Origin of the sequence: Burkholderia sp. BCC0405 (genome assembly GCF_902833075.1) — a bacterium.
GTDB lineage: Bacteria > Pseudomonadota > Gammaproteobacteria > Burkholderiales > Burkholderiaceae > Burkholderia.
This window is the reverse complement of the sequence record NZ_CADFEO010000005.1, coordinates 197,318-214,790: the sequence shown is the minus strand read 5'-3', so window position 1 is coordinate 214,790 and position 17,473 is coordinate 197,318. Positions and strand designations below refer to the sequence as shown.

Below are 17,473 nucleotides of genomic sequence, written 5' to 3'. Positions count from 1 at the left end.
TCTCCCGTCAATTGAGGTCCGGCGCGCCGTTCGCCGACGCGCCCGCAAACACGTGCTTCACGCCGTCCGGCGTCTCGATGTAGCGCACGTCGCCGATCTCGAGCATTCCCGAGTACGCGACGGGCACCGGTGCGTCGCCGGACTGGCGTGCATCCACGTCGATCGCGCGCACGTTCGGCCCGACGTCGGCGCGCACGCGCTCGACCGCCGCGCGTAGCTGCGCGATGTCCGGCACGGCGCCCGACACCCGAAAACGCCCCTGCCCCGCATACGCGACCGTCGCCCCCGACACGCCGAGCGATTCGCCGATGCTCTGCGCATCGTCCTGCGCGACGTCGTACTGGCGCTCGACGCGGTGCGCGGCGAGCCGGTCCAGCAGCTTGCGCGCGGCGAGGTCGTCGGCCGGCGTCGCGACCATCCCGGTGACCGCGACCATCGCGCCGCGCGGCGCCGTGTGCAGCTCCGCATAGCCCGCGCGCCGCAGCTCCGCGCCGAGGCGCGTCGCGAGCGCGTCGGCACGCTCGACGGGGGGCGGCACGCCCGGATGGGCGCTCGCCAGCATGGCCCCCATCGCAAGCAGGCCGGCGACCAGCGCGCCGCCTGCCGCCGCGCATGCGGCGAGCTTGCGTTGCGCGCCCCGCCGCGCCGCATCGGCGCCAGGCGGCGGCGCCCACAAGGTCGCGAGCAGCTCGAGATCGCTCGGCCACTCGCCGTTCGCGGGCCCGATGCACAGCGCCGTCTCGCCGAACGGCACCGGCACGAAGTCGAGCATCAGGAGCGGCGAACCCTCCGCGTCGAACGCATCGGCGGCCGCCTCGGCCGGCACGGGCGCCGCACGTCGTGCACGGGTTGCGCCCTGCGCATCGATCGACAGCAGCAGATCGCCGTCGCGCCAGTCGGTGATGCGAATCTCCGCGTCGTCGCCCGCGCCGATCCGGTGCTCGCCGGCATCGAGCGCGATTTCCGCACCGGCATGCAGGCCGGTCAGGATCCGCAGCAGCTTCATCGGTTGCTCCTTGTCCGTGCGTCGTGTGTTGCATTTGCGTCGATCGAATCGGTCGCGATCGGTGCATCCGTTCGATCGCGCCGCATCGTTCGTCCATGCAGCCAGAATAGTTCGACGCGACATCGGTGTTCGTCCGTCGCGCGAATTCGCCGCCGCATTTGCGAAGCGTCGCGTGCGCCGCGGCGTTCACGATCGCCGAGCGGCCAACACGCCCTTGTGCAACGTCTCGACGCTTGCATACGCGCGTGCGAGCTGCGCGTTCGTCGACGGACGCTCCGCGTTGAACACGATGAGCGGCAGCAGAAAATAATGCGTGCTCGCACGCTCGCTACGCGCGGCCGGCGCGTCGCGCGGCGCACCGCCCGCGCTTTGCATCGTGTCGAGCAGCAACTGCTTCACGCCGCTCCATCCAATCGGCGTCCACGGCCCGGTGCGCAAGCGGGCGGCGAGCAGGTCCGCGTTGTGATTCAGCAGCGCAGCCGTGATGCGCGCGCCGGGTTCGGTATCGACGCGCCGGCCGAGCTGGAGCAGTATGTCGGCCCACAGATGCCGCAACGCATGCTCGCGCTCCATCGGGTCCGCGAGCGTACGCGCGACATCGCGCAGCGCGCGCTGGGCGGGCACGGGCGCCGGACGCGCTCGCGACGCGCGCACGCGCGGCAGCGCGGCGACGTTCGCCGAATCGCCGTCGCGTTCGTCCTGCTCGCGCTGCTCCCGGCCGCCGCCCTGGCCGCCCGAATGCCGGTCGTGCTCGTCGTGCGGCGCGACGTGCGCGTGCGGCACCGTCGATTCCTCTCCCGCATCGGACGCTTCGCCCTGGCTGTCGGCGCGCCGGCGCCGCCGCGATCCCGCGCCGCCCGCCTTCGGACGCGGCTTCAGCTTCGCGAGCATCTGGTTGCGCGCCGCGAGCGCGGCCGCCTGATTGCCGTTCGAATACGCGAAGCGCGTGCCGTATTTGCCGTAGGTCGTCGCGGTGCGCGCGCGCACCGGCCGGCGTCGTCGCGGATCGGGCTTCGCCGCGTGGATGGTCTGCGCAATTGCGCGCGTGATGCGGCTCATGACGGCACCGCCGCCGACAGCAACTGCTGCGCGAAATGCAGGATCTCGGCGGCCGCCCACGGCCCGGCGATCGCGACGGTCACCGTCACCGCAACCAGTTTCACGCCGTACGAGATGCTCTGCTCCTGCAGCGACGTGATCGCCTGCAGGAACGAGATCGCGAGCCCGGATGCGGCCGCGACGAGCACGACCGGCAGCGAGATGTAAAGACACAGCATCATGCCTTGCGAGGTGAGCCGGATCAGGTCATCGATTTCCATCGGACACGCCTCCTCGGAATCGGGATTGGAATCGGGATCGGGACATCAGGAATAGGTCAGCACGAGGCCGTGCACGAGCGTCGACCAGCCGTCCATCACGACGAACAGCATCAGCTTGAACGGGATCGCGACGTTGGTCGGCTGCACCTGGTTCATCCCCATCGACATCAGCACGTTCGCGATCACGAGATCGACGATGATGAACGCGATATAGAGGATGAAGCCGATGCGGAACGCGTCGGTCATCTGCGCGAGCGTGAACGCGGGCGCGAGCACGATCAGGTCGTCCTCGCGCAGTTGCGCGGCCGCGGCCTTCGGCCAGATCACCGACGCGGAGCGCAGGAAGAAGCGCTTCTCGCGCTCGCGCGAGTGCGCGGCGAGGAACTGGCGGAACGGCTCCTTCGCCGCACCGAACGCCTGCAGCATCGCCTGCGTCGGTTGCGGCGACAGCGCCTGCCCCTGCAGCTGCTGCTGCGCGGCGAAACCGATCGGCGCCATGATGTACAGCGACACGAGGATCGCGATGCCGTTCAGCACCATGTTCGGCGGCACCTGCTGCACGCCGAGCGCGTTGCGCAGCAGGCCGAGCACGACGACGATCTTCGCGTACGACGTGACGACCATCGCGATGAACGGCACCATGCTCATCACGAGCACGGCGATCAGCAGGCCGGTGATGTCGTTAAACTGAACCATCGTCGCCCGCCATCCGGTCGATCCGCACGCCGAGATGCGCGCCCACCGCGACGAGCCTGCCGCCGCCGATCGCCTGGCCGTATGCGACGAGCCGCACCGGCACGTCGCGCGCGGCGAGCGGCAGCTCGAGCACGTAGCCCGGCCGCAGCGCGGCCAGCTCGGCGATCGACAGCGACAGCGTGTCGATCTCGACGTGCACGGGCAGGTCGACGTCGCCGAGTGCGGCCGGCTCGGGCGCCGTGAGCGGCGCGTCGTCGTCCGGCGCGACGGCCGGCAGGTCGCCCGCGACGATCGGCTCGTCGAGATCGTCGGCGGTGTCTGGTGTTTCGGTCATCGTCATCGTGGTTCCCTCGATCAGAACGGTTGCATGCCATTGGGTCGCGCGACGCGCGCCCCACCACGCGTGCAGCGGGCCCGCCCGCGCGGCGCCGAGCGCGGCCGGCGCCATGTCCAGCAGCACGTCGCCCGGCCGCAGGCTGCGCAGCACCGACAGCGGCAGCGCGCGCGAGCCGAGCCGCACGCGGCCGGGCAGGCGAATGCATGCGAGCGGGCTCGCCGTATCGCCCGTTCGCTCGCGTCGCAGGCGGGCCGCGAGCGCGTCGAGCCATGGCGTCTGCGCGTCGAGCAGCGCGCAGCGCATCGGCGCGCCGTCGAGCGCGAACGACAGCACGCAGCGCGTCGCGTCGAGCACCGCCGGATGCGCGGCGCGCAGCCCGCCGACCGTCACGTCGTCGAGCCCCGCCGCCGCGAATGCGGCGACGAGCGACGCCAGCAGCGTCGACGCGAGCGCGGTACGCAGCGACACGCTCGCGTCGCCGGGCGCGTCGTGCATCGGCGCGGCGACGACGTCGAGCGCCGGAAACGCTCCGAGGTCGATCGCGACGCGCGCGGCCGCGCCGTTCAGCCGCAGGTCGAGCACGCCGGGGCGCTCGAAACGCGGCCGCTCGCCCGACGCCGCGCGCCAGTCGGACAACGCCGGGAAGCGCGCGAGCCACGCGGCGAGCCGCGCATCGGCGACGATGCGCGCGAGCGCCGCGTCGAACGCGTCGAACGCGAGCAGCGGCAGCGCGGCGTCGATGCCGCGCGGCGCGGCGGCGGCGAGTTCCAGTTCGATTGCCTCGGGTTCCATCGTCGCGGTCGGTCGGGTTCGGTTGTACGGGCGCTCAGTCGACGTCGATCTCGATCGTGCGCGCCGCGCCGCGATGGGCGAGCAGCGTGTCGAGTCGCGCGTGCAGCGTTGCGCCATGCGTGCAGAGTAAGTGCCGCGTCGCCGCGTCCGGCGTCTCGAACCGAAGTCGCAAGTCGAAACGCGAAAGAACGAGGTGCAGCACCGTGTCCGGCAGCAGCGCGGCGTCGAGCGGCACGCTGATCTCCCAGTGGCCCGACACGTCGTCGCCGCACAGCGCCGCAATCTCGGCCACGATCGCCTCGGCGACGCGCACCATCCGCTCGCGCTGCGCGAACACCTGATTGACGAACGCATCGGAGCCCGCGCACGCGCGCGCCATCGCTGCGCGCCCGGCCGCGTCCGGCAGCGCCGCCGGATCGCGTTCGAACGACGGCATCGCGCCGTCATGCCAGGGCATCGACGCGTCGTGTCGCCGCTCGTCGTCGGCAAAGGCGCGGTCACCCGCCGGCGCGACGCGCGAGCGCCGCATCAGTTGCGCATAGTCGAAGCCGCGCCGCGCCGTGCGCGACGCGCACGCGCCGTCCGGCCCGGCGGCAGGCTCGCCCGCGATGATTCGCACGGGCCTCAGATCGGCGGCGCTCATGCGTGGGCCGCCGCCGGCATCGTCACGCGGCCGACCGGCTTCAATTCGACCTGGTCGCCGAGTTCCTGATACGAGTAGACGGGCAGCCAGCCGAGCCGCGCCTCGATCATCCGTCGCGTGTAGCGGCGCACGTCCATCGACGTGACGAGTGCGACGTCGTCGCGCGGCGTCTCGCCGACGAACGACACGACGCTGTCGACGAGATAGCGGACCTGCTCGGGCGGCAGCGCGAGGAAGTTGCCCGCGGGCGTCTGCTTGATCGACTGCCGGATATGCTGCTCGACCGGCAGATCGAGCAGCACGGCCGGCAGTTGCCGCGCGCCGCGCGCCGCGCGATACGCGAGATAGCGCGACAAGTCGCCGCGCACGTATTCGGCGAGCATCAGCATGTCCTTCTCCTTCGGCCCCCACGCGACGAGGCTCTCCATGATGTCGCGCGCATTGCGGATCGGGAGGTGCTCTTCGAGCAGGCGACGCAGCACGTCGGCGATCCGCTGCGTCGGCAGCGCCTTCTGCACTTCGGCGACGAGCCCCGGATAGTCGGCTCCGAGCTGGTCGAGTATCCATTGGGTTTCCTGGATGCCGAGGAACAGATGCGCGTTGCGTCGCAACAGCGCGATCGTCTCGTGCGCGATCACCTGCTCCGCACGCCACGCGCGCGCGCCGGCCGGCACCGCCTTGTCGTCGATCCAGTAGCTCTCGGCGAGCCCGCCTGCCGGGCCGCGCTTCGTGCAGCGGCCGGCGAGCGCCGGGTCCGACGCCGCATCGGGCAGCATCGTCTGGTCGGCCGGCAATTCGAGCCGCGTCTGCGGCACGTCGCGCATCAGGATCTCGCACGTCGCTTCGGGTAGCGCGTCGCTCGTCCACAGCGTGATGCCGGGAAACGGCAGCCCCTGCTCTTCCTGCAGCTTCGCGCGCTCCTCGTCGAACGCGCGATCGAGCGCGGCGGGCGCGAGCCGCGCGACGAGATCCGGCGACACCCGCACGCCGATCGCGCACGTAAAGAGCGGCGCGCGCGGCAGGATCGACGGCGTGCTGCTTTTCGCGCCCGCGCGCTGCAACGCGATCACCGGCTCGCCGCGCGCGGTCGTGCGGCGCGCGCCCTTCTGCAGCCGGTAGCCGGAAAACGCGAGAATCGCCGACAGCAGCACGAACAGCGCCGCCGGAAAGCCCGGCACCGCCGCGAAGCCGACCAGCAGCACCGCCGCGAAGTACAGCGCGCGATAGCTGCCGCCGAGCTGCTTCGCGATCTCGGAGCCGAGCGACGTGCCTTCGCCTTCGTCGTGATCGTCCGCGACGCGCGTGATCATCACGCCGGCCGCGACCGAGATCAGCAGCGACGGAATCTGCGACACCATCGCATCGCCGACCGACAGGATCGAGAAGCGGTTCGCCGCTTCGCCGGCCGTCATCCCGTGATACATCACGCCGATCGCGATACCCGCGACGATGTTGACGAGCGTGATGATGAGCCCCGCGATCGCGTCGCCCTTGACGAACTTCATCGCGCCGTCCATCCCGCCGTGCAACTGGCTCTCCTTCGCGAGCGTCGCGCGCTTGCGGCGCGCCTCGTCGGGCGTCAGGATGTTCGCGCGCAGGTCCGCGTCGATGCTCATCTGCTTGCCGGGCATCGCGTCGAGCGTGAAGCGTGCGCCGACTTCGGCAACGCGCTCCGAGCCCTTCGCGATCACGATGAACTGCACGGTCGTGATGATCAGGAACACGACGAGGCCGACGACGAGATTGCCGCCGACGACGAGCTCGCCGAAGCTCTCGATGATGTCGCCCGCGTTCGCGTGCAGCAGGATCGATTTCGTCGACGCGATGTTCAGCGACAGCCGGTACAGCGTCGTGAACAGCAGGACCGACGGAAACACCGACAGCGACACGATGCTGCCGACGTACATCGTCACCATCAGCAGCGTGACGCTGATCGCGATGTTGATGCCAAGCAGCACGTCGATCACCTCGGGCGGCAGCGGCAGGATCATCAGCGAGACGATCGCGACGACCAGCACCGTGATGCCGACCTCGCCGCCGGCGGGGAGCTTGAGGGTTTTCAGCGTCATGACGACCTCGTGGAGGGAACGGCGGCGCCGGTGCGCGCGCCCGCGACCGACTCGACCCAGCGCAGGATCGCGGCCACCGTTTCAAACAGTTCTTCGGGAATCGCCGCGTCGCGCTCGACGCGGTACAGTGCGCGCGCGACGGGCGGATTGCCGACGATCGGCACGCCGAGCGCGTGCGCGTGGCGGCGCAGCGCGAGCGCGCCGTCGTCGACGGCTTTCTCGATCACCCGCGGCAGCGGATGCTCGTCGGGCGCATAGCGGATCGCGACCGCGTAATGCGTCGGGTTGACGACGAGCACGTTCGCCTGGCCGACCTTCTGCCGCGCCGGCGCGCCGGTCGCGATCTCGCGCGCGAGCCGGCGGCGCTCGCCCTTCGTATGCGGATCGCCTTCGCTCTCCTTGTTCTCGCGCTTCGCCTCTTCCTTCGTCATCCGGTTGTCGCGCATGAACATCATGCGCGCGATCTTGTAGTCGGCCGCCGCGAACACCGTGACGACGAGCGCGACGACGCCGAGCAGTTTCATCAGCACGGTCCACAGCACGCGCGACAACTGCGGCGTCGCCTCGTACACGCTCGCGACAACCAGCGGAAACAGCGACATCATCATCTTCCAGATCACGCACGCGAGCACGACCGCCTTGACGATCATCTTCACGAGCTCGAGCAGCGACTTCATCGAGAAGATCTTCTTGATGCCCGCCATCGGATTGAGCGCGTCGAACTTCGGCATCACGGGCTCGAGCGTGATCATGAAACCCGCCTGCGGCGCCTGCGACACGATGCCCGCGACGATCGCGGCGACGACGAACGGCAGCATCGTCAGCGCGGCGCTCGCGGCGAGGTCGTGCAGCGCGGACAGCGTCGCCTGCGGCGTGCGTTCGCCATTCACGAAATCGAGCGCGGTGCGGATCGTGCGCGACAGGCCGCCGGTCAGCATCGATTCGCCCGCCGTCAGCACGCCGATCGCGGCGGCCAGCGTCACCGCGTCGGCGACGTCCTTGCTCTTTGCGACCTGGCCCTTCTCGCGGACCTTCTTCAGCTTCCGTTCGGAGGGTTCTTCGGTTTTCTCTTCGGCCATCGCCGCCGTTCCTGTCGAGAGTCGGACATGGCGCGTACGTTAGCGACACGCGGCGGCGGCCGCGCGCGCCGACCCGAAGCGGCGCCGTCCGGCGCGAAGCGCGCGCGGCGCTTCGCCTCGCGCGCGCGCACTTCGTATCGGCGGCCGGGCGGGCGCGGCGCGCTGCTACCTTGCGCTCCATACGCCATTTCCTCAACGACATGCGCCGCTCGCGCGGCGACACGGAGCGCACACCATGGACGAATCCCGGCCGACCTATCTGCGATGCAACCAAGCGGCGCTGAACGAACTGATCGACGCCGCGAACCTCGCGCTCGGCGGCGCGCTCGACGGCCCGGCCGCCGATCCGTACGACATCGGCCTGCTGATCGACGCGCTGCGCGTGCTCGCGCCGCAACTGCCCGCCGCCGACATGTTCGACGGCATGCTGCACGTCGCGCTCGGCAACTTCGACGACGCGGTGCGCGTGTTCGCGGAGATCGCGAACGGCACGACGAACGCGATCTACGGCAAGGCGCTGCTCGCATTCGCGCTGCAACTGAAGCGCGATCCGGAATGGCGGATCGCCGCCGACGAGGTGCTCGCGGCCGGCAGCCCCGCGCAGGCGGTCGCGCTCGTGCGCGCGCTCGAGCGGCAGCACGACGTGATGCTCGCGAAGGAGCACGCGGATCGCACGGGTGTCTGGGCGCTTCCTGAATCGGCCGCGGCGGGCAGCGGCGACATGCCCGATGCGCCGCCCGCGAACCCGGCGGGCGGCTTCGATGCACAGGCCGCGTTCGCGCATCAGCAATATCTGCGTCTCTGACGAGGAGGCTCGCATGAATGCCCCGCTTTCCCCGGTCGACCTGACCCGCGCGCTCGACGTCGCGTTCTCCGACGCGGCGGCGGCGCCGGCCGGCGCGGCCGCCGCGCCGGCGCCCGACGTCCCGGCAGACGTCGCCAGCCGTTTCCAGGCGCTGATGTCGAATGCGACGCCGACGCCGCCCGTCGCGCATTCGCGCGAAGCAAGCGCCGTGTCGAAGCTCGTCGAGACGTCGGACGCCGCGATCAAGCAGGTGCTCGACAACACCGCCTACCTGAGCCAGCACGCGGACGAACTGTCGATGAACCAGATGTTCGCGGCGTCGATCCAGGCGTCGGCCGAGGCGACCGCGATGCAGATCGACCTGCAGGCGAAGATGGGCGTCGTCACGTCGACGAAGGACGCGATCGGCTCCCTGATGAAGAACCAGTGACCATGGAACGACTCCCTTCCCCGATCGCCGCCGGCGGCCGCCGCGCGGCCCGGCTTGCCGCATTGCTCGCGTGCGCGGCGCTCGTCGCCGGTTGCCAGCAGGAGCTGTACGGCGGCCTCGCCGAGCGCGACTGCAACGAGATGATGGCCGCGCTGCTGCAGAACGGTGTCGACGCGCAGAAGAAGACGCCCGACGGCGGCAAGACGTGGACGCTTGCCGTCGACGACAAGCAGATCGTCAGGGCGATGGAAGTGCTGCGCGCGCGCGGGCTGCCCGCGACGCGCTACGACGATCTCGGCGCGCTGTTCAAGAAGGACGGCCTCGTGTCGACGCCGACCGAGGAGCGCGTGCGGTTCATCTACGGCGTGTCGCAGGAGCTGTCGGACACGCTGTCGAAAATCGACGGGGTCGTCGTCGCGCGCGTGCACATCGTGCTGCCGAACAACGATCCGCTCGCACAGGTCGCGAAGCCGTCGTCGGCGTCGGTGTTCATCAAGTACCGGCCGAACGCGAATCTCGCGACGCTGACGCCGCAGATCAAGAACCTCGTCGTCCATAGCGTCGAGGGTCTGACGTACGACGAAGTGAGCGTCACGTCGGTCGCCGCCGATCCGGTCGACCTCGTGTCGGCCGCGCAGCCGAGCGCGCAGAAGTCCGGCGGCGCGACGCTCGCCGGCCTGCTGATCGCCCTCCTCGCGTGCATCGTGCTCGCGGCCGCGGGCGGTGTGCTGGCGTGGCGCGCGCGCAAGCGCGGCGGCGCGGGCGTGGGCGGGCTGGCCGCGCGGCTGCGCGGCGGCAACGACGCGCAGGCCGCGGCCGCGCCGCAACAGGCTGGTGCGCGATGAGCGGCGGTGCGCCGATCGCGAGCGTCGCGGCGCGGGCCGCGTGGCTCGCCGGCTACGACGCGAACGCGCGACGCGCGGCCGACTGGGTTCACCCGAGCTGGCACGGCGCGCTCGCGCCGCTCGTCGCGACGACGCGCGCGCATGCGCCCGCGCTGCGCGCCGCGTGCTCGCTGCTGCTGTTGCGCACGCTTGGCGCGACGTCGCCGTCGCTCGACGGTTTCGATGCGCGTGCTGACCGGCTCGCCGCGCTGCCGGTCGCCGACACGCTGCGGCTGCTGCGCGTGCGTGCGCTGCTGCGCCGGCGCACCGAGCTGCGCCACTGGATCGACCGTGCGAGCCGCGAGCGGCTCGCCGGCTGGGTCGGCGCCGACGGCTGCAACGCGCTCGCGGCGTTACCCGACGCGCCGCGCGCGACCGATCTCGATCGCCGCGAGCCGGCCGCGCCGCTCGCGCAACTGTCCGGCGACGACATCGCGTGGGAAGGCTGGTGCCTGTTCGAACGCGAACGGGCCTGGGCGCCGGCGGGGCCGATGCGCATCGTGCGCCACGCGTTGCCGCGCGACACCGCCCGCCCGCCGTGGATCGAACACGCGGCGGCGGACACGGACGGCGCGACGCTGCTCGCGCGCCTGCCGTCGCTGTTTCCGGAGTGGTCATGGCTTTTTGGCTGAAAAACCGGCAGGTTCCGCTCACCGACGATCTCTGCATCGACGCGCCGCACGGCGTGCTGCGGCGCGACGCGTTCGAGACCGTTCAGGCACTCGACGCTGCGCTCGACGCGCTCGCGGCCGAACGCGACGCGGTGCTGCGCGCGGCCCGCGACGAAGCCGAACGGATCGGCGCCGACGCGCGCGCGCAGGCCGGCGCGCTCGTCGAAGCCGCGCGGCGCGAGCACGACAGCGCATATGCGCGCGGCTACGACGCGGGCCGCGCGCAGGCGATCGCCGACTGGCACGCGCAGGCGGCCGACTCGTTCGAGCAGGAGCGGCGCGTGCGCGACAAAATGCGCGAACGGCTCGCGGAGCTCGTCGCCGCGGCCGTCCAGCAGATGGTGCGCGCGGAGGACGCGCGCGGTCTGTTCGCGCGCGCGGCGGAGACGGTCGAGCGCGTCGTCGCCGGCGCAAGCTATCTGACGGTGCGCGTGTGCGACGCCGACTACGACGCCGCGCGCGAGCAGTTCGGGCTGCTCGCCGACGCGTGGCGCCGGCAAGGGCGCAACGTGCCGGTCGAGGTCGTCGTCGAGCCGCGCGTCGCGTGCGGCACCTGCGTGTGCGAATCCGACTTCGGCACCGTCGACGCGAGCCTCGACACGCAACTGAACGCGATCCGCGCGGCACTCGGCCGCGCGCTCGACGACGCGAGCCGCCCATGAACGCACTGACCGATTTGTCCCGCGTCGCCGACGCGATGGCCGCGCGGCTTGCGATCGAGCCTGCCGTCGGCATGACGGGCAAGGTGCTCGAGGTGATCGGCACGCTCGTGCGCGTCGTCGGCCTCGAAGCGACGCTCGGCGAGCTGTGCGAGCTGCGCAGCGCGTCGGGCGCACTGCTCCAGCATGCGGAAGTCGTCGGCTTCACGCGCAACGTCGCGCTGCTGTCGCCGTTCGGCACGCTCGGCGAGATCAATCGCGGCACGCGCGTGATCGGCTTGCGGCGGCCGCTGTCGGTGAAGGTCGGCAACGGCATCCTCGGCCGCGTGATCGACAGCTTCGGCGAGCCGATCGACGGGCGCGGCCCGCTCGACTACGACGCGCTGCGCCCCGTGCTCGCGCCGCCGCCGAACCCGATGTCGCGGCGGATGGTGGACGCGTCGCTCGCGACCGGCGTGCGGATCGTCGACGGCCTGATCACGCTCGGCGAAGGCCAGCGGATGGGGATCTTCGCGCCGGCCGGCGTCGGCAAGAGCACGCTGCTCGGGATGTTCGCGCGCGGCGCGTCGTGCGACATCAACGTGATCGCGCTGATCGGCGAGCGCGGCCGCGAAGTGCGCGAGTTCGTCGAGCTGATCATGGGCAAGGACGGCATGGCGCGCTCGGTGGTCGTGTGCGCGACGTCCGACCGCTCGTCGATCGAGCGTGCGAAGGCCGCGTACGCGGCGACCGCGATCGCCGAATATTTCCGCGACCAGGGCAAGCGCGTGCTGCTGATGATGGATTCGCTGACGCGCTTCGCGCGCGCCGGGCGCGAGATCGGCCTCGCGGCCGGCGAGCCACCCGCGCGGCGCGGCTTCCCGCCTTCCGTGTTCGCCGAACTGCCGCGCCTGCTCGAGCGCACCGGGATGGGCGAGCAAGGCTCGATCACCGCGCTCTACACGGTGCTCGCCGAAGACGATTCCGGCAGCGACCCGATCGCCGAGGAAGTGCGCGGGATTCTCGACGGCCACATCATCCTGTCGCGCGAGATCGCCGCGCGCAACCAGTATCCGGCGATCGACGTGCTCGGCAGCCTGTCGCGGATCATGCCGCAGATCGCCACGCGCGAGCACGTCGGCGCGGCCGGCCGGCTGCGCCAGTTGCTCGCGAAGCACCGCGAGATCGAAACGCTGCTGCAGCTCGGCGAATACCAGGCGGGCAGCGACCCGGCAGCCGACGAAGCGGTCGCGAAGATCGACCGGATCCGCACGTTCCTCAACCAGCGCACCGACGAGTACGCGCCGCCCGACACGACACTCGCCGCGCTGCACGCGCTCGTCCAATGAGGAACCGGACACAGCGCGCCTTCGAGACGCTGCTGGCGCGGCGCGAACAGCGCGGCGCGAAGCTGCGTACCGAGCAGGCCGCGCAGCGCGCCGGACGCGACGCGGCGGCGGCCGAGCTCGCGCAGGGCGAAGCGCACGCGCACGCGAAGCTCGATGCGGCGAATCGCTATGCGGCGCGCGTCGACGCGATGGCGGCCGGCCATGCGGCGTTTGCGATCGGCGATTACGCGGCGTGTCGCCGCTATCGCGACGTGCTGCTCGACGAACACACGCTCGCGCGCGCGCAGTGCGCTCGCCTGCATGCGGCGCTGCAGGCCAGGACCGAGCAGCTCGCTGCGACCGCACGCCGGATCGCGCGCAACGACGCGCAGATCGACGTCGTGCGCGAGCGGATCCGGCGGCTCGCGTGCGCGGCCGAGGCAGTTGCCGAAGACGTACAGGACGAGGAGATCGAGGAAGGCGTGCTCGCACGCCGGCTCGCGGCCGTGCGGGCCTCGACCTGATTCCTGTTCCCGCCCATGACGGCCGGCCCCGCGAATGCATGCTCGACATCGCGGGAACGTGCCCTGGATATGCGCATGACGACCTACGACATCTTTCCGCTGCAGCACCTGGGCGACGAATTCATCGGCTTCATCGTGCTGCTCGCGCTGTCGAGCGAGCGGCTTCTCGTGATCATGACGATCCTGCCCGCGACCGCCGACAACGTGCTGAAAGGCCCGCTGCGCAGCGGCGCGGCCGCGATCTGGTGCCTGTTCGTCGCATGTGGACAGCAGGCGCTGATCCCGCAGCTCCGCGGCGCGTTCCTCGTGATCGCTTGCGCGAAGGAAGCCGTGATCGGGCTCGTGCTCGGCATCGCGGCCTCCACCGTGTTCTGGGCCGCCGAGGCGATCGGCACCTACGTCGACGATGTCGCCGGCTTCAACAACGTACAGATGCAGAACCCGAGTTCGGGCACGCAGACTTCGCTGATGGCGACGCTGCTCGGGCAACTGACGATCGCGTCGTTCTGGATGCTGGGCGGCATGACGTTCCTGCTCGGCGCGCTGTACGAATCGTATGCGTGGTGGCCGCTCGGGTCGTTCAACCCGGTTCCCGCGCCGCTGCTCGAAATGTTCGCGCAGGCGCGGCTCGACATGCTGATGAACACGGTCGCGCGGATCGCGACACCGATGATGGCGATGCTGCTGCTCGTCGACCTGGGCCTCGCGTTCGTCTCGCGCTCGGCGCAGAAGCTCGATCTGATGTCGGTCAGCCAGCCGCTCAAGGGCGCGGTCGCGGTGCTGATTGTCGCGGTGCTGGCGGGGAGTTTCGTGAGCGAGATGCGCGGGCAGATTTCGCTGGCGGGGCTCGCGCAGCAGGTGAAGCAACTGGCCGGCCGATAGGCAGGGCAATGGCTTTCGCACGGCAAGCGCCATCGAGACGGCCGACGTTCGAGGCGGTTCCGCGCGGGCATTCATGCGAAGGATGCGTCGACGTCGTAGAAGAAGCGCGCGCTGCGCGACGCGATCGACCCGCGCCCACCGGATTCCGATCCACGCACTCGACGTTTCGCTTTCGCGCCGCTCGCTTCGCGTATCCGGCCGTCACGCCCGCCGAGACGCGCATCATCCCTCCATCGACCGGCAGTGACCGTCATGCGGTTCCGATGGCGGAGCGGCCCGTCGATTTCGCCGTCGAGCGCCGCGGCGCCCGACGCACTTTCCGCCTCTTGATCGAAGGTACCGACCATGACAAAAATCACCGGCGGCAGCACCGCGCATCTGGACAATCACGCCAAGACCCCTTCGTCGAGCGACGATTCGCAGTCGATCCGGCGTTCGAACGATCGACCGACGGGCGGCGCGACGCTGAGCGGACTGAACGATCTGTCGACGCCACATACACGCCGCAAGGACGTAACGGACCAGGCGGCCAGCCATATGGAGAAACCGGACGCGACGTACTATTCGGCGGCCGTGTTTAAGGTCAGCTCGGTGCTGCAGGACCGCCAGTTCGGCATCACGGAAGGTTCGCACAACAGCGTGGCGGGCAATCTCGACGGCATCTCGCAAGGCACGCAGACGCATACGGGCGCGCACATGGCCGAAAGCAAGTCGTTCGGCACGGACGCGGTCAAGCATGTACAGCGCGGAGAGTATCGCGACGCCGCGGTCACCGCGGCCGGGTCGGTGATCAACGCCGTGGCTTCGATGACCGTCGGGCCCGCGCGCGATTTCGAGACGGCCCGGCACCATCCGGATCCGAAAATTTCCGTGGCCGCGGCGGCGAGCCTGCATCAGGACTTCGCGACGCTGCCTTCTCCGACGCGCCCGACGCACGAATGACGCATTCGATGCGTCACGCGGCGCGCCGCCTCGCCCCCCGTCCTGCGGCGGCGAGGCGCTGGAACGGTCGCTGTGGCGGGAGGCGACCATTCCCATCATTGAACTGGCAAGCGGATATTCAGGAATAGTTTCGACGACAAAAATATTCGCAATATCTGAATCAGTTGTATTTATCGATCATCGGCTTGCGCCGCGATTACTTTATCAACCGCATGCCGGCGACCTTTGAGGCAGCCACGTCGAACGTTGCCGTGTACTCGCACCCGGCGGCGCGTGCCGACCGCTCGATCAGGCAGTCGGCGAAATCCGCCTTGGCGGATGCCGCAAAAGCGCGAAGTGCTTTTCGCACCGTGTCAGCGCCTTCGACGGCCAGTTCCTTCGTGCCAATCATTGAGTCGACGATGTCTTTTATCTGTTCACGCTCCACGCCGTAGCAACGCCCAAGCACCCAGACAACCTCGACCAGCGCAACCTGCGAAACGTATCCCGGACGCTCCGCCGATAACGACTCCATCAGCACGGTCGCCTTCTTCGATTGCACAGCATCGTCTTGAGCGAAATAGCGGACCAACACGTTCGTATCCAGTCCGATCATCGCGCGGACGCTCCCTGTTCGGCGATGGCCCGATTCATGTCCTCGATTGACACCGGTTTCTCGGGCCTCTTCACGATGCCCTTGAGCGATGCGAGCGAGCGCGTGGCCGGGTAGATTTCATACCGGCCCGTTGCCTCGTTGAAGCTGAATTCGATCCGGTCTCCGGACTCCAGGCCAAGCTGATTGCGGACGTCCACCGGAATGGTGACCTGCCCCTTTGAAGTGATAGTTGCTGCTGTCATTGCGACACCTCCATTTCTCCTTACTTTAAGGTAAGGCAAATGGAAAGACAAGGGCAAGCCGCAGGCGTCCAATCGCCAGCGATAGCGCCGCAAACAGTGCTTGCTTGTCCGTCGTGAGCCGATACGCCTCCTTTGGCGTCAACGGCATGGTCGAGCTCCCGCCGAGCACCGGTACGCCGACGACGAGCTGACAACCGGCGTCTTGTGCCACTTTCAGCGCTGCGATGCAATCGACTCTATTCATTTGTTTTCCGTCGCCGCATCGACTGAGTGCGCACATCAACTCGGAGATACTCATCGATTTCCTCGACGGGCAATCTTTGCACGCCCCTGCCGGCTCTCAAGCCCGCTTGACGTAGCAGGGAAACAAAGGAGATTGATATCAATCAGCCTCCTCCGTTTGCCACATAGTGAAACGCGAGGTGCGGTCTCTTTTGCACATTTCCGCTCCCTTCTCGTCAGTGCGACCTCTGTTGTAGGCCAACACCGTTCCGCCCCCATATTGCACCTCCCCCTCCCCAACAAGCGTCACCCCCAAAACACCATATGATTGCATTTTCACATTTTATGTGATTTTATTATCGCATCTCGCACGCCGCCGCCGCCCCTGCACGCGGCGCATCCCATACCAAGGAAGACACCCAGATGGAGACAATCGCCGTCATCGGCAGCAACATGGTCGACCTCGTGACTTATGTCACACGCATGCCCGCCCGGAGCGAAACGCTCGAAGCGCCGAACTTCGCGCTCGGCTGCGGCGGCAAGGGGGCGAACCAGGCCGTCGCGGCCGCCCGCCTCGGCGCGCGCGTCGTGATGGTCACGAAGGTCGGCGACGACGTCTTCGCCGACAACACGATCCGCAACTTCGAGCGCGAAGGGATCGACACCACGCACGTGCGCAAGGTCGCCGGCGTGCCGAGCGGCGTCGCGCCGATCTTCGTCGAACCCGATTCGAGCAACAGCATCCTGATCGTCAAGGGCGCGAACCGCCACCTGACGCCGGCCGACATCGATGCAGCCGCACCGCAGCTCGCCGAATGCGCACTGATCGTGCTGCAGCTCGAAATCGAGCTCGCCACCGTCTATCACGCGATCGCATTCGGCGCGCGGCACGGCATTCCGGTGCTGCTGAACCCCGCGCCCGCGGTGGCCGATCTCGATTTCGAGCGGATCCGCACCGTCGAATTCTTCGTGCCGAACGAAACCGAGCTCGCGATCGTGTCGGGCATGCCGGTCGATTCGCGCGACACCGCGGCGCGCGCCGCCGAAGCGCTGGTCGCACGCGGGCTCAAGCACGTGCTCGTCACGCTCGGCAGCCACGGTTCGCTGCTGGTATCGCGCGACGGCGTGCGGCACGTGCCGGGCGTACCGGTCGACGCGCGCGACACGACGGGGGCCGGCGACGCGTATATCGGCTGCTTCGCGCGCTGCTACGCCGCGTCGCGCGACGCGCTCGACGCGATGCGTTACGCGTCCGCGTACGCCGCGCATTCGGTCACCGGCCTCGGCACGCAGAAGTCGTACGCCGACACCGCGACGTTCGAACGCTTCCTCCGCGACGCCGGCATGTGAACGGCGCCTTCATCGACGA

At 69.5% G+C, this 17,473-nt stretch carries 21 protein-coding genes and 1 pseudogene; 10 read left to right on the top strand and 12 right to left on the bottom strand.

Features of this window, described 5'->3' with window-relative positions; all coding sequences use genetic code 11:
• Positions 1 to 7: 7 nt before the first annotated feature.
• The 8 genes from hrpD5 to sctU form a co-directional block, all read right to left on the bottom strand.
• Positions 8 to 1,006: an HrpD5 family protein gene (gene hrpD5 / locus HWX36_RS10370; RefSeq protein WP_175952006.1), complete on the bottom strand. Its 999-nt coding sequence runs from the start codon at positions 1,004 to 1,006 to the stop codon at positions 8 to 10.
• 186 nt (positions 1,007 to 1,192) lie between these two features.
• Positions 1,193 to 2,065 carry a type III secretion system protein gene (locus HWX36_RS10365; RefSeq protein ID WP_175952005.1) on the bottom strand — a complete coding sequence of 291 codons (873 nt, stop codon included), beginning with the start codon at positions 2,063 to 2,065 and terminating at the stop codon, positions 1,193 to 1,195.
• The gene (gene sctS, locus HWX36_RS10360; RefSeq protein WP_038743708.1) at positions 2,062 to 2,325 is read right to left on the bottom strand and encodes a type III secretion system export apparatus subunit SctS; all 264 of its coding nucleotides are present in this window, start codon (positions 2,323 to 2,325) and stop codon (positions 2,062 to 2,064) included. The genes HWX36_RS10365 and sctS overlap by 4 nt, the downstream gene beginning before the upstream one ends.
• 45 nt (positions 2,326 to 2,370) lie before the next feature.
• Complete coding sequence (gene sctR, locus HWX36_RS10355) at positions 2,371 to 3,021, bottom strand: type III secretion system export apparatus subunit SctR (RefSeq protein ID WP_010109702.1); 651 nt, start codon at positions 3,019 to 3,021, stop codon at positions 2,371 to 2,373.
• Complete coding sequence (gene sctQ, locus HWX36_RS10350) at positions 3,008 to 4,150, bottom strand: type III secretion system cytoplasmic ring protein SctQ (RefSeq protein WP_175952004.1); 1,143 nt, start codon at positions 4,148 to 4,150, stop codon at positions 3,008 to 3,010. The genes sctR and sctQ overlap by 14 nt, the downstream gene beginning before the upstream one ends.
• A gap of 34 nt (positions 4,151 to 4,184) precedes the next feature.
• Positions 4,185 to 4,793, bottom strand: a complete 609-nt coding sequence (sctP, locus tag HWX36_RS10345) for a type III secretion system protein SctP (protein ID WP_175952003.1) — start codon at positions 4,791 to 4,793, stop codon at positions 4,185 to 4,187.
• Positions 4,790 to 6,862 (bottom strand): type III secretion system export apparatus subunit SctV, encoded by a 2,073-nt coding sequence (sctV, locus tag HWX36_RS10340; RefSeq protein WP_175952002.1) that lies wholly within the window; start codon positions 6,860 to 6,862, stop codon positions 4,790 to 4,792. Before sctV ends, sctP begins: the two co-directional genes overlap by 4 nt.
• Entirely contained in the window at positions 6,859 to 7,941 is a 1,083-nt protein-coding gene (gene sctU, locus HWX36_RS10335) for a type III secretion system export apparatus subunit SctU (RefSeq protein WP_175952001.1), read from the bottom strand. The genes sctV and sctU overlap by 4 nt, the downstream gene beginning before the upstream one ends.
• A 235-nt stretch (positions 7,942 to 8,176) precedes the next feature.
• Between sctU and HWX36_RS10330 the strand changes: the two genes are divergently transcribed.
• From HWX36_RS10330 to sctT, 8 genes and pseudogenes are all read left to right on the top strand, one after another.
• On the top strand, positions 8,177 to 8,746 hold the full coding sequence (locus HWX36_RS10330) for an HrpB1 family type III secretion system apparatus protein (RefSeq protein WP_175952000.1): 570 nt from the start codon (positions 8,177 to 8,179) through the stop codon (positions 8,744 to 8,746).
• A 13-nt stretch (positions 8,747 to 8,759) separates the two neighbouring features.
• Positions 8,760 to 9,176, top strand: a complete 417-nt coding sequence (locus tag HWX36_RS10325; protein ID WP_175951999.1) for a type III secretion protein HrpB2 — start codon at positions 8,760 to 8,762, stop codon at positions 9,174 to 9,176.
• Between the two features lie 2 nt (positions 9,177 to 9,178).
• Positions 9,179 to 10,021 (top strand): type III secretion inner membrane ring lipoprotein SctJ, encoded by an 843-nt coding sequence (gene sctJ, locus HWX36_RS10320; RefSeq protein WP_175951998.1) that lies wholly within the window; start codon positions 9,179 to 9,181, stop codon positions 10,019 to 10,021.
• Complete coding sequence (locus tag HWX36_RS10315) at positions 10,018 to 10,692, top strand: type III secretion protein HrpB4 (protein WP_175951997.1); 675 nt, start codon at positions 10,018 to 10,020, stop codon at positions 10,690 to 10,692. Before sctJ ends, HWX36_RS10315 begins: the two co-directional genes overlap by 4 nt.
• Positions 10,677 to 11,393: a type III secretion system stator protein SctL gene (sctL, locus tag HWX36_RS10310; RefSeq protein WP_175951996.1), complete on the top strand. Its 717-nt coding sequence runs from the start codon at positions 10,677 to 10,679 to the stop codon at positions 11,391 to 11,393. Before HWX36_RS10315 ends, sctL begins: the two co-directional genes overlap by 16 nt.
• Positions 11,390 to 12,718: a type III secretion system ATPase SctN gene (sctN, locus tag HWX36_RS10305; RefSeq protein ID WP_175951995.1), complete on the top strand. Its 1,329-nt coding sequence runs from the start codon at positions 11,390 to 11,392 to the stop codon at positions 12,716 to 12,718. The genes sctL and sctN overlap by 4 nt, the downstream gene beginning before the upstream one ends.
• Positions 12,715 to 13,221 carry a type III secretion protein HrpB7 gene (locus HWX36_RS10300; RefSeq protein WP_175951994.1) on the top strand — a complete coding sequence of 169 codons (507 nt, stop codon included), beginning with the start codon at positions 12,715 to 12,717 and terminating at the stop codon, positions 13,219 to 13,221. Before sctN ends, HWX36_RS10300 begins: the two co-directional genes overlap by 4 nt.
• A 75-nt stretch (positions 13,222 to 13,296) precedes the next feature.
• Positions 13,297 to 14,100: pseudogene (gene sctT / locus HWX36_RS10295) on the top strand (type III secretion system export apparatus subunit SctT); the annotation flags it as partial.
• A gap of 74 nt (positions 14,101 to 14,174) precedes the next feature.
• Here the strand turns inward: sctT and HWX36_RS10290 are convergent.
• On the bottom strand, positions 14,175 to 14,450 hold the full coding sequence (locus tag HWX36_RS10290; protein ID WP_175951992.1) for a hypothetical protein: 276 nt from the start codon (positions 14,448 to 14,450) through the stop codon (positions 14,175 to 14,177).
• On the opposite strand from HWX36_RS10290, the gene HWX36_RS10285 reads away from it, so the two are divergent.
• Positions 14,449 to 15,045 (top strand): hypothetical protein, encoded by a 597-nt coding sequence (locus HWX36_RS10285; RefSeq protein WP_175951991.1) that lies wholly within the window; start codon positions 14,449 to 14,451, stop codon positions 15,043 to 15,045. The two genes, HWX36_RS10290 and HWX36_RS10285, sit on opposite strands and share 2 nt — an antisense overlap.
• Positions 15,046 to 15,241: 196 nt before the next feature.
• Here the strand turns inward: HWX36_RS10285 and HWX36_RS10280 are convergent, their stop codons facing one another.
• From HWX36_RS10280 to HWX36_RS10270, 3 genes are read right to left on the bottom strand one after another with little or no spacing between them, the layout of a single operon-like run.
• On the bottom strand, positions 15,242 to 15,640 hold the full coding sequence (locus HWX36_RS10280; protein WP_175951990.1) for a type II toxin-antitoxin system VapC family toxin: 399 nt from the start codon (positions 15,638 to 15,640) through the stop codon (positions 15,242 to 15,244).
• Positions 15,637 to 15,882, bottom strand: coding sequence for an AbrB/MazE/SpoVT family DNA-binding domain-containing protein (locus HWX36_RS10275; protein WP_175951989.1), 246 nt, complete (start codon positions 15,880 to 15,882; stop codon positions 15,637 to 15,639). Before HWX36_RS10275 ends, HWX36_RS10280 begins: the two co-directional genes overlap by 4 nt.
• A 25-nt stretch (positions 15,883 to 15,907) precedes the next feature.
• Entirely contained in the window at positions 15,908 to 16,180 is a 273-nt protein-coding gene (locus HWX36_RS10270; protein ID WP_175951988.1) for a hypothetical protein, read from the bottom strand.
• 347 nt (positions 16,181 to 16,527) lie between these two features.
• On the opposite strand from HWX36_RS10270, the gene rbsK reads away from it, so the two are divergent.
• Positions 16,528 to 17,454, top strand: coding sequence for a ribokinase (rbsK, locus tag HWX36_RS10265; RefSeq protein ID WP_175951987.1), 927 nt, complete (start codon positions 16,528 to 16,530; stop codon positions 17,452 to 17,454).
• Positions 17,455 to 17,473: the final 19 nt, after the last annotated feature.

Coding starts and splice junctions, on each gene's coding strand:
- hrpD5 (WP_175952006.1), bottom strand. CDS start 1,006: ATGAAGCTGCTGCGGATCCTGACCGGCCTGCATGCCGGTGCGGAAATC.
- HWX36_RS10365 (WP_175952005.1), bottom strand. CDS start 2,065: ATGAGCCGCATCACGCGCGCAATTGCGCAGACCATCCACGCGGCGAAG.
- sctS (WP_038743708.1), bottom strand. CDS start 2,325: ATGGAAATCGATGACCTGATCCGGCTCACCTCGCAAGGCATGATGCTG.
- sctR (WP_010109702.1), bottom strand. CDS start 3,021: ATGGTTCAGTTTAACGACATCACCGGCCTGCTGATCGCCGTGCTCGTG.
- sctQ (WP_175952004.1), bottom strand. CDS start 4,150: ATGGAACCCGAGGCAATCGAACTGGAACTCGCCGCCGCCGCGCCGCGC.
- sctP (WP_175952003.1), bottom strand. CDS start 4,793: ATGAGCGCCGCCGATCTGAGGCCCGTGCGAATCATCGCGGGCGAGCCT.
- sctV (WP_175952002.1), bottom strand. CDS start 6,862: ATGACGCTGAAAACCCTCAAGCTCCCCGCCGGCGGCGAGGTCGGCATC.
- sctU (WP_175952001.1), bottom strand. CDS start 7,941: ATGGCCGAAGAGAAAACCGAAGAACCCTCCGAACGGAAGCTGAAGAAG.
- HWX36_RS10330 (WP_175952000.1), top strand. CDS start 8,177: ATGGACGAATCCCGGCCGACCTATCTGCGATGCAACCAAGCGGCGCTG.
- HWX36_RS10325 (WP_175951999.1), top strand. CDS start 8,760: ATGAATGCCCCGCTTTCCCCGGTCGACCTGACCCGCGCGCTCGACGTC.
- sctJ (WP_175951998.1), top strand. CDS start 9,179: ATGGAACGACTCCCTTCCCCGATCGCCGCCGGCGGCCGCCGCGCGGCC.
- HWX36_RS10315 (WP_175951997.1), top strand. CDS start 10,018: ATGAGCGGCGGTGCGCCGATCGCGAGCGTCGCGGCGCGGGCCGCGTGG.
- sctL (WP_175951996.1), top strand. CDS start 10,677: ATGGCTTTTTGGCTGAAAAACCGGCAGGTTCCGCTCACCGACGATCTC.
- sctN (WP_175951995.1), top strand. CDS start 11,390: ATGAACGCACTGACCGATTTGTCCCGCGTCGCCGACGCGATGGCCGCG.
- HWX36_RS10300 (WP_175951994.1), top strand. CDS start 12,715: ATGAGGAACCGGACACAGCGCGCCTTCGAGACGCTGCTGGCGCGGCGC.
- HWX36_RS10285 (WP_175951991.1), top strand. CDS start 14,449: ATGACAAAAATCACCGGCGGCAGCACCGCGCATCTGGACAATCACGCC.
- HWX36_RS10290 (WP_175951992.1), bottom strand. CDS start 14,450: ATGGTCGGTACCTTCGATCAAGAGGCGGAAAGTGCGTCGGGCGCCGCG.
- HWX36_RS10280 (WP_175951990.1), bottom strand. CDS start 15,640: ATGATCGGACTGGATACGAACGTGTTGGTCCGCTATTTCGCTCAAGAC.
- HWX36_RS10275 (WP_175951989.1), bottom strand. CDS start 15,882: ATGACAGCAGCAACTATCACTTCAAAGGGGCAGGTCACCATTCCGGTG.
- HWX36_RS10270 (WP_175951988.1), bottom strand. CDS start 16,180: ATGAGTATCTCCGAGTTGATGTGCGCACTCAGTCGATGCGGCGACGGA.
- rbsK (WP_175951987.1), top strand. CDS start 16,528: ATGGAGACAATCGCCGTCATCGGCAGCAACATGGTCGACCTCGTGACT.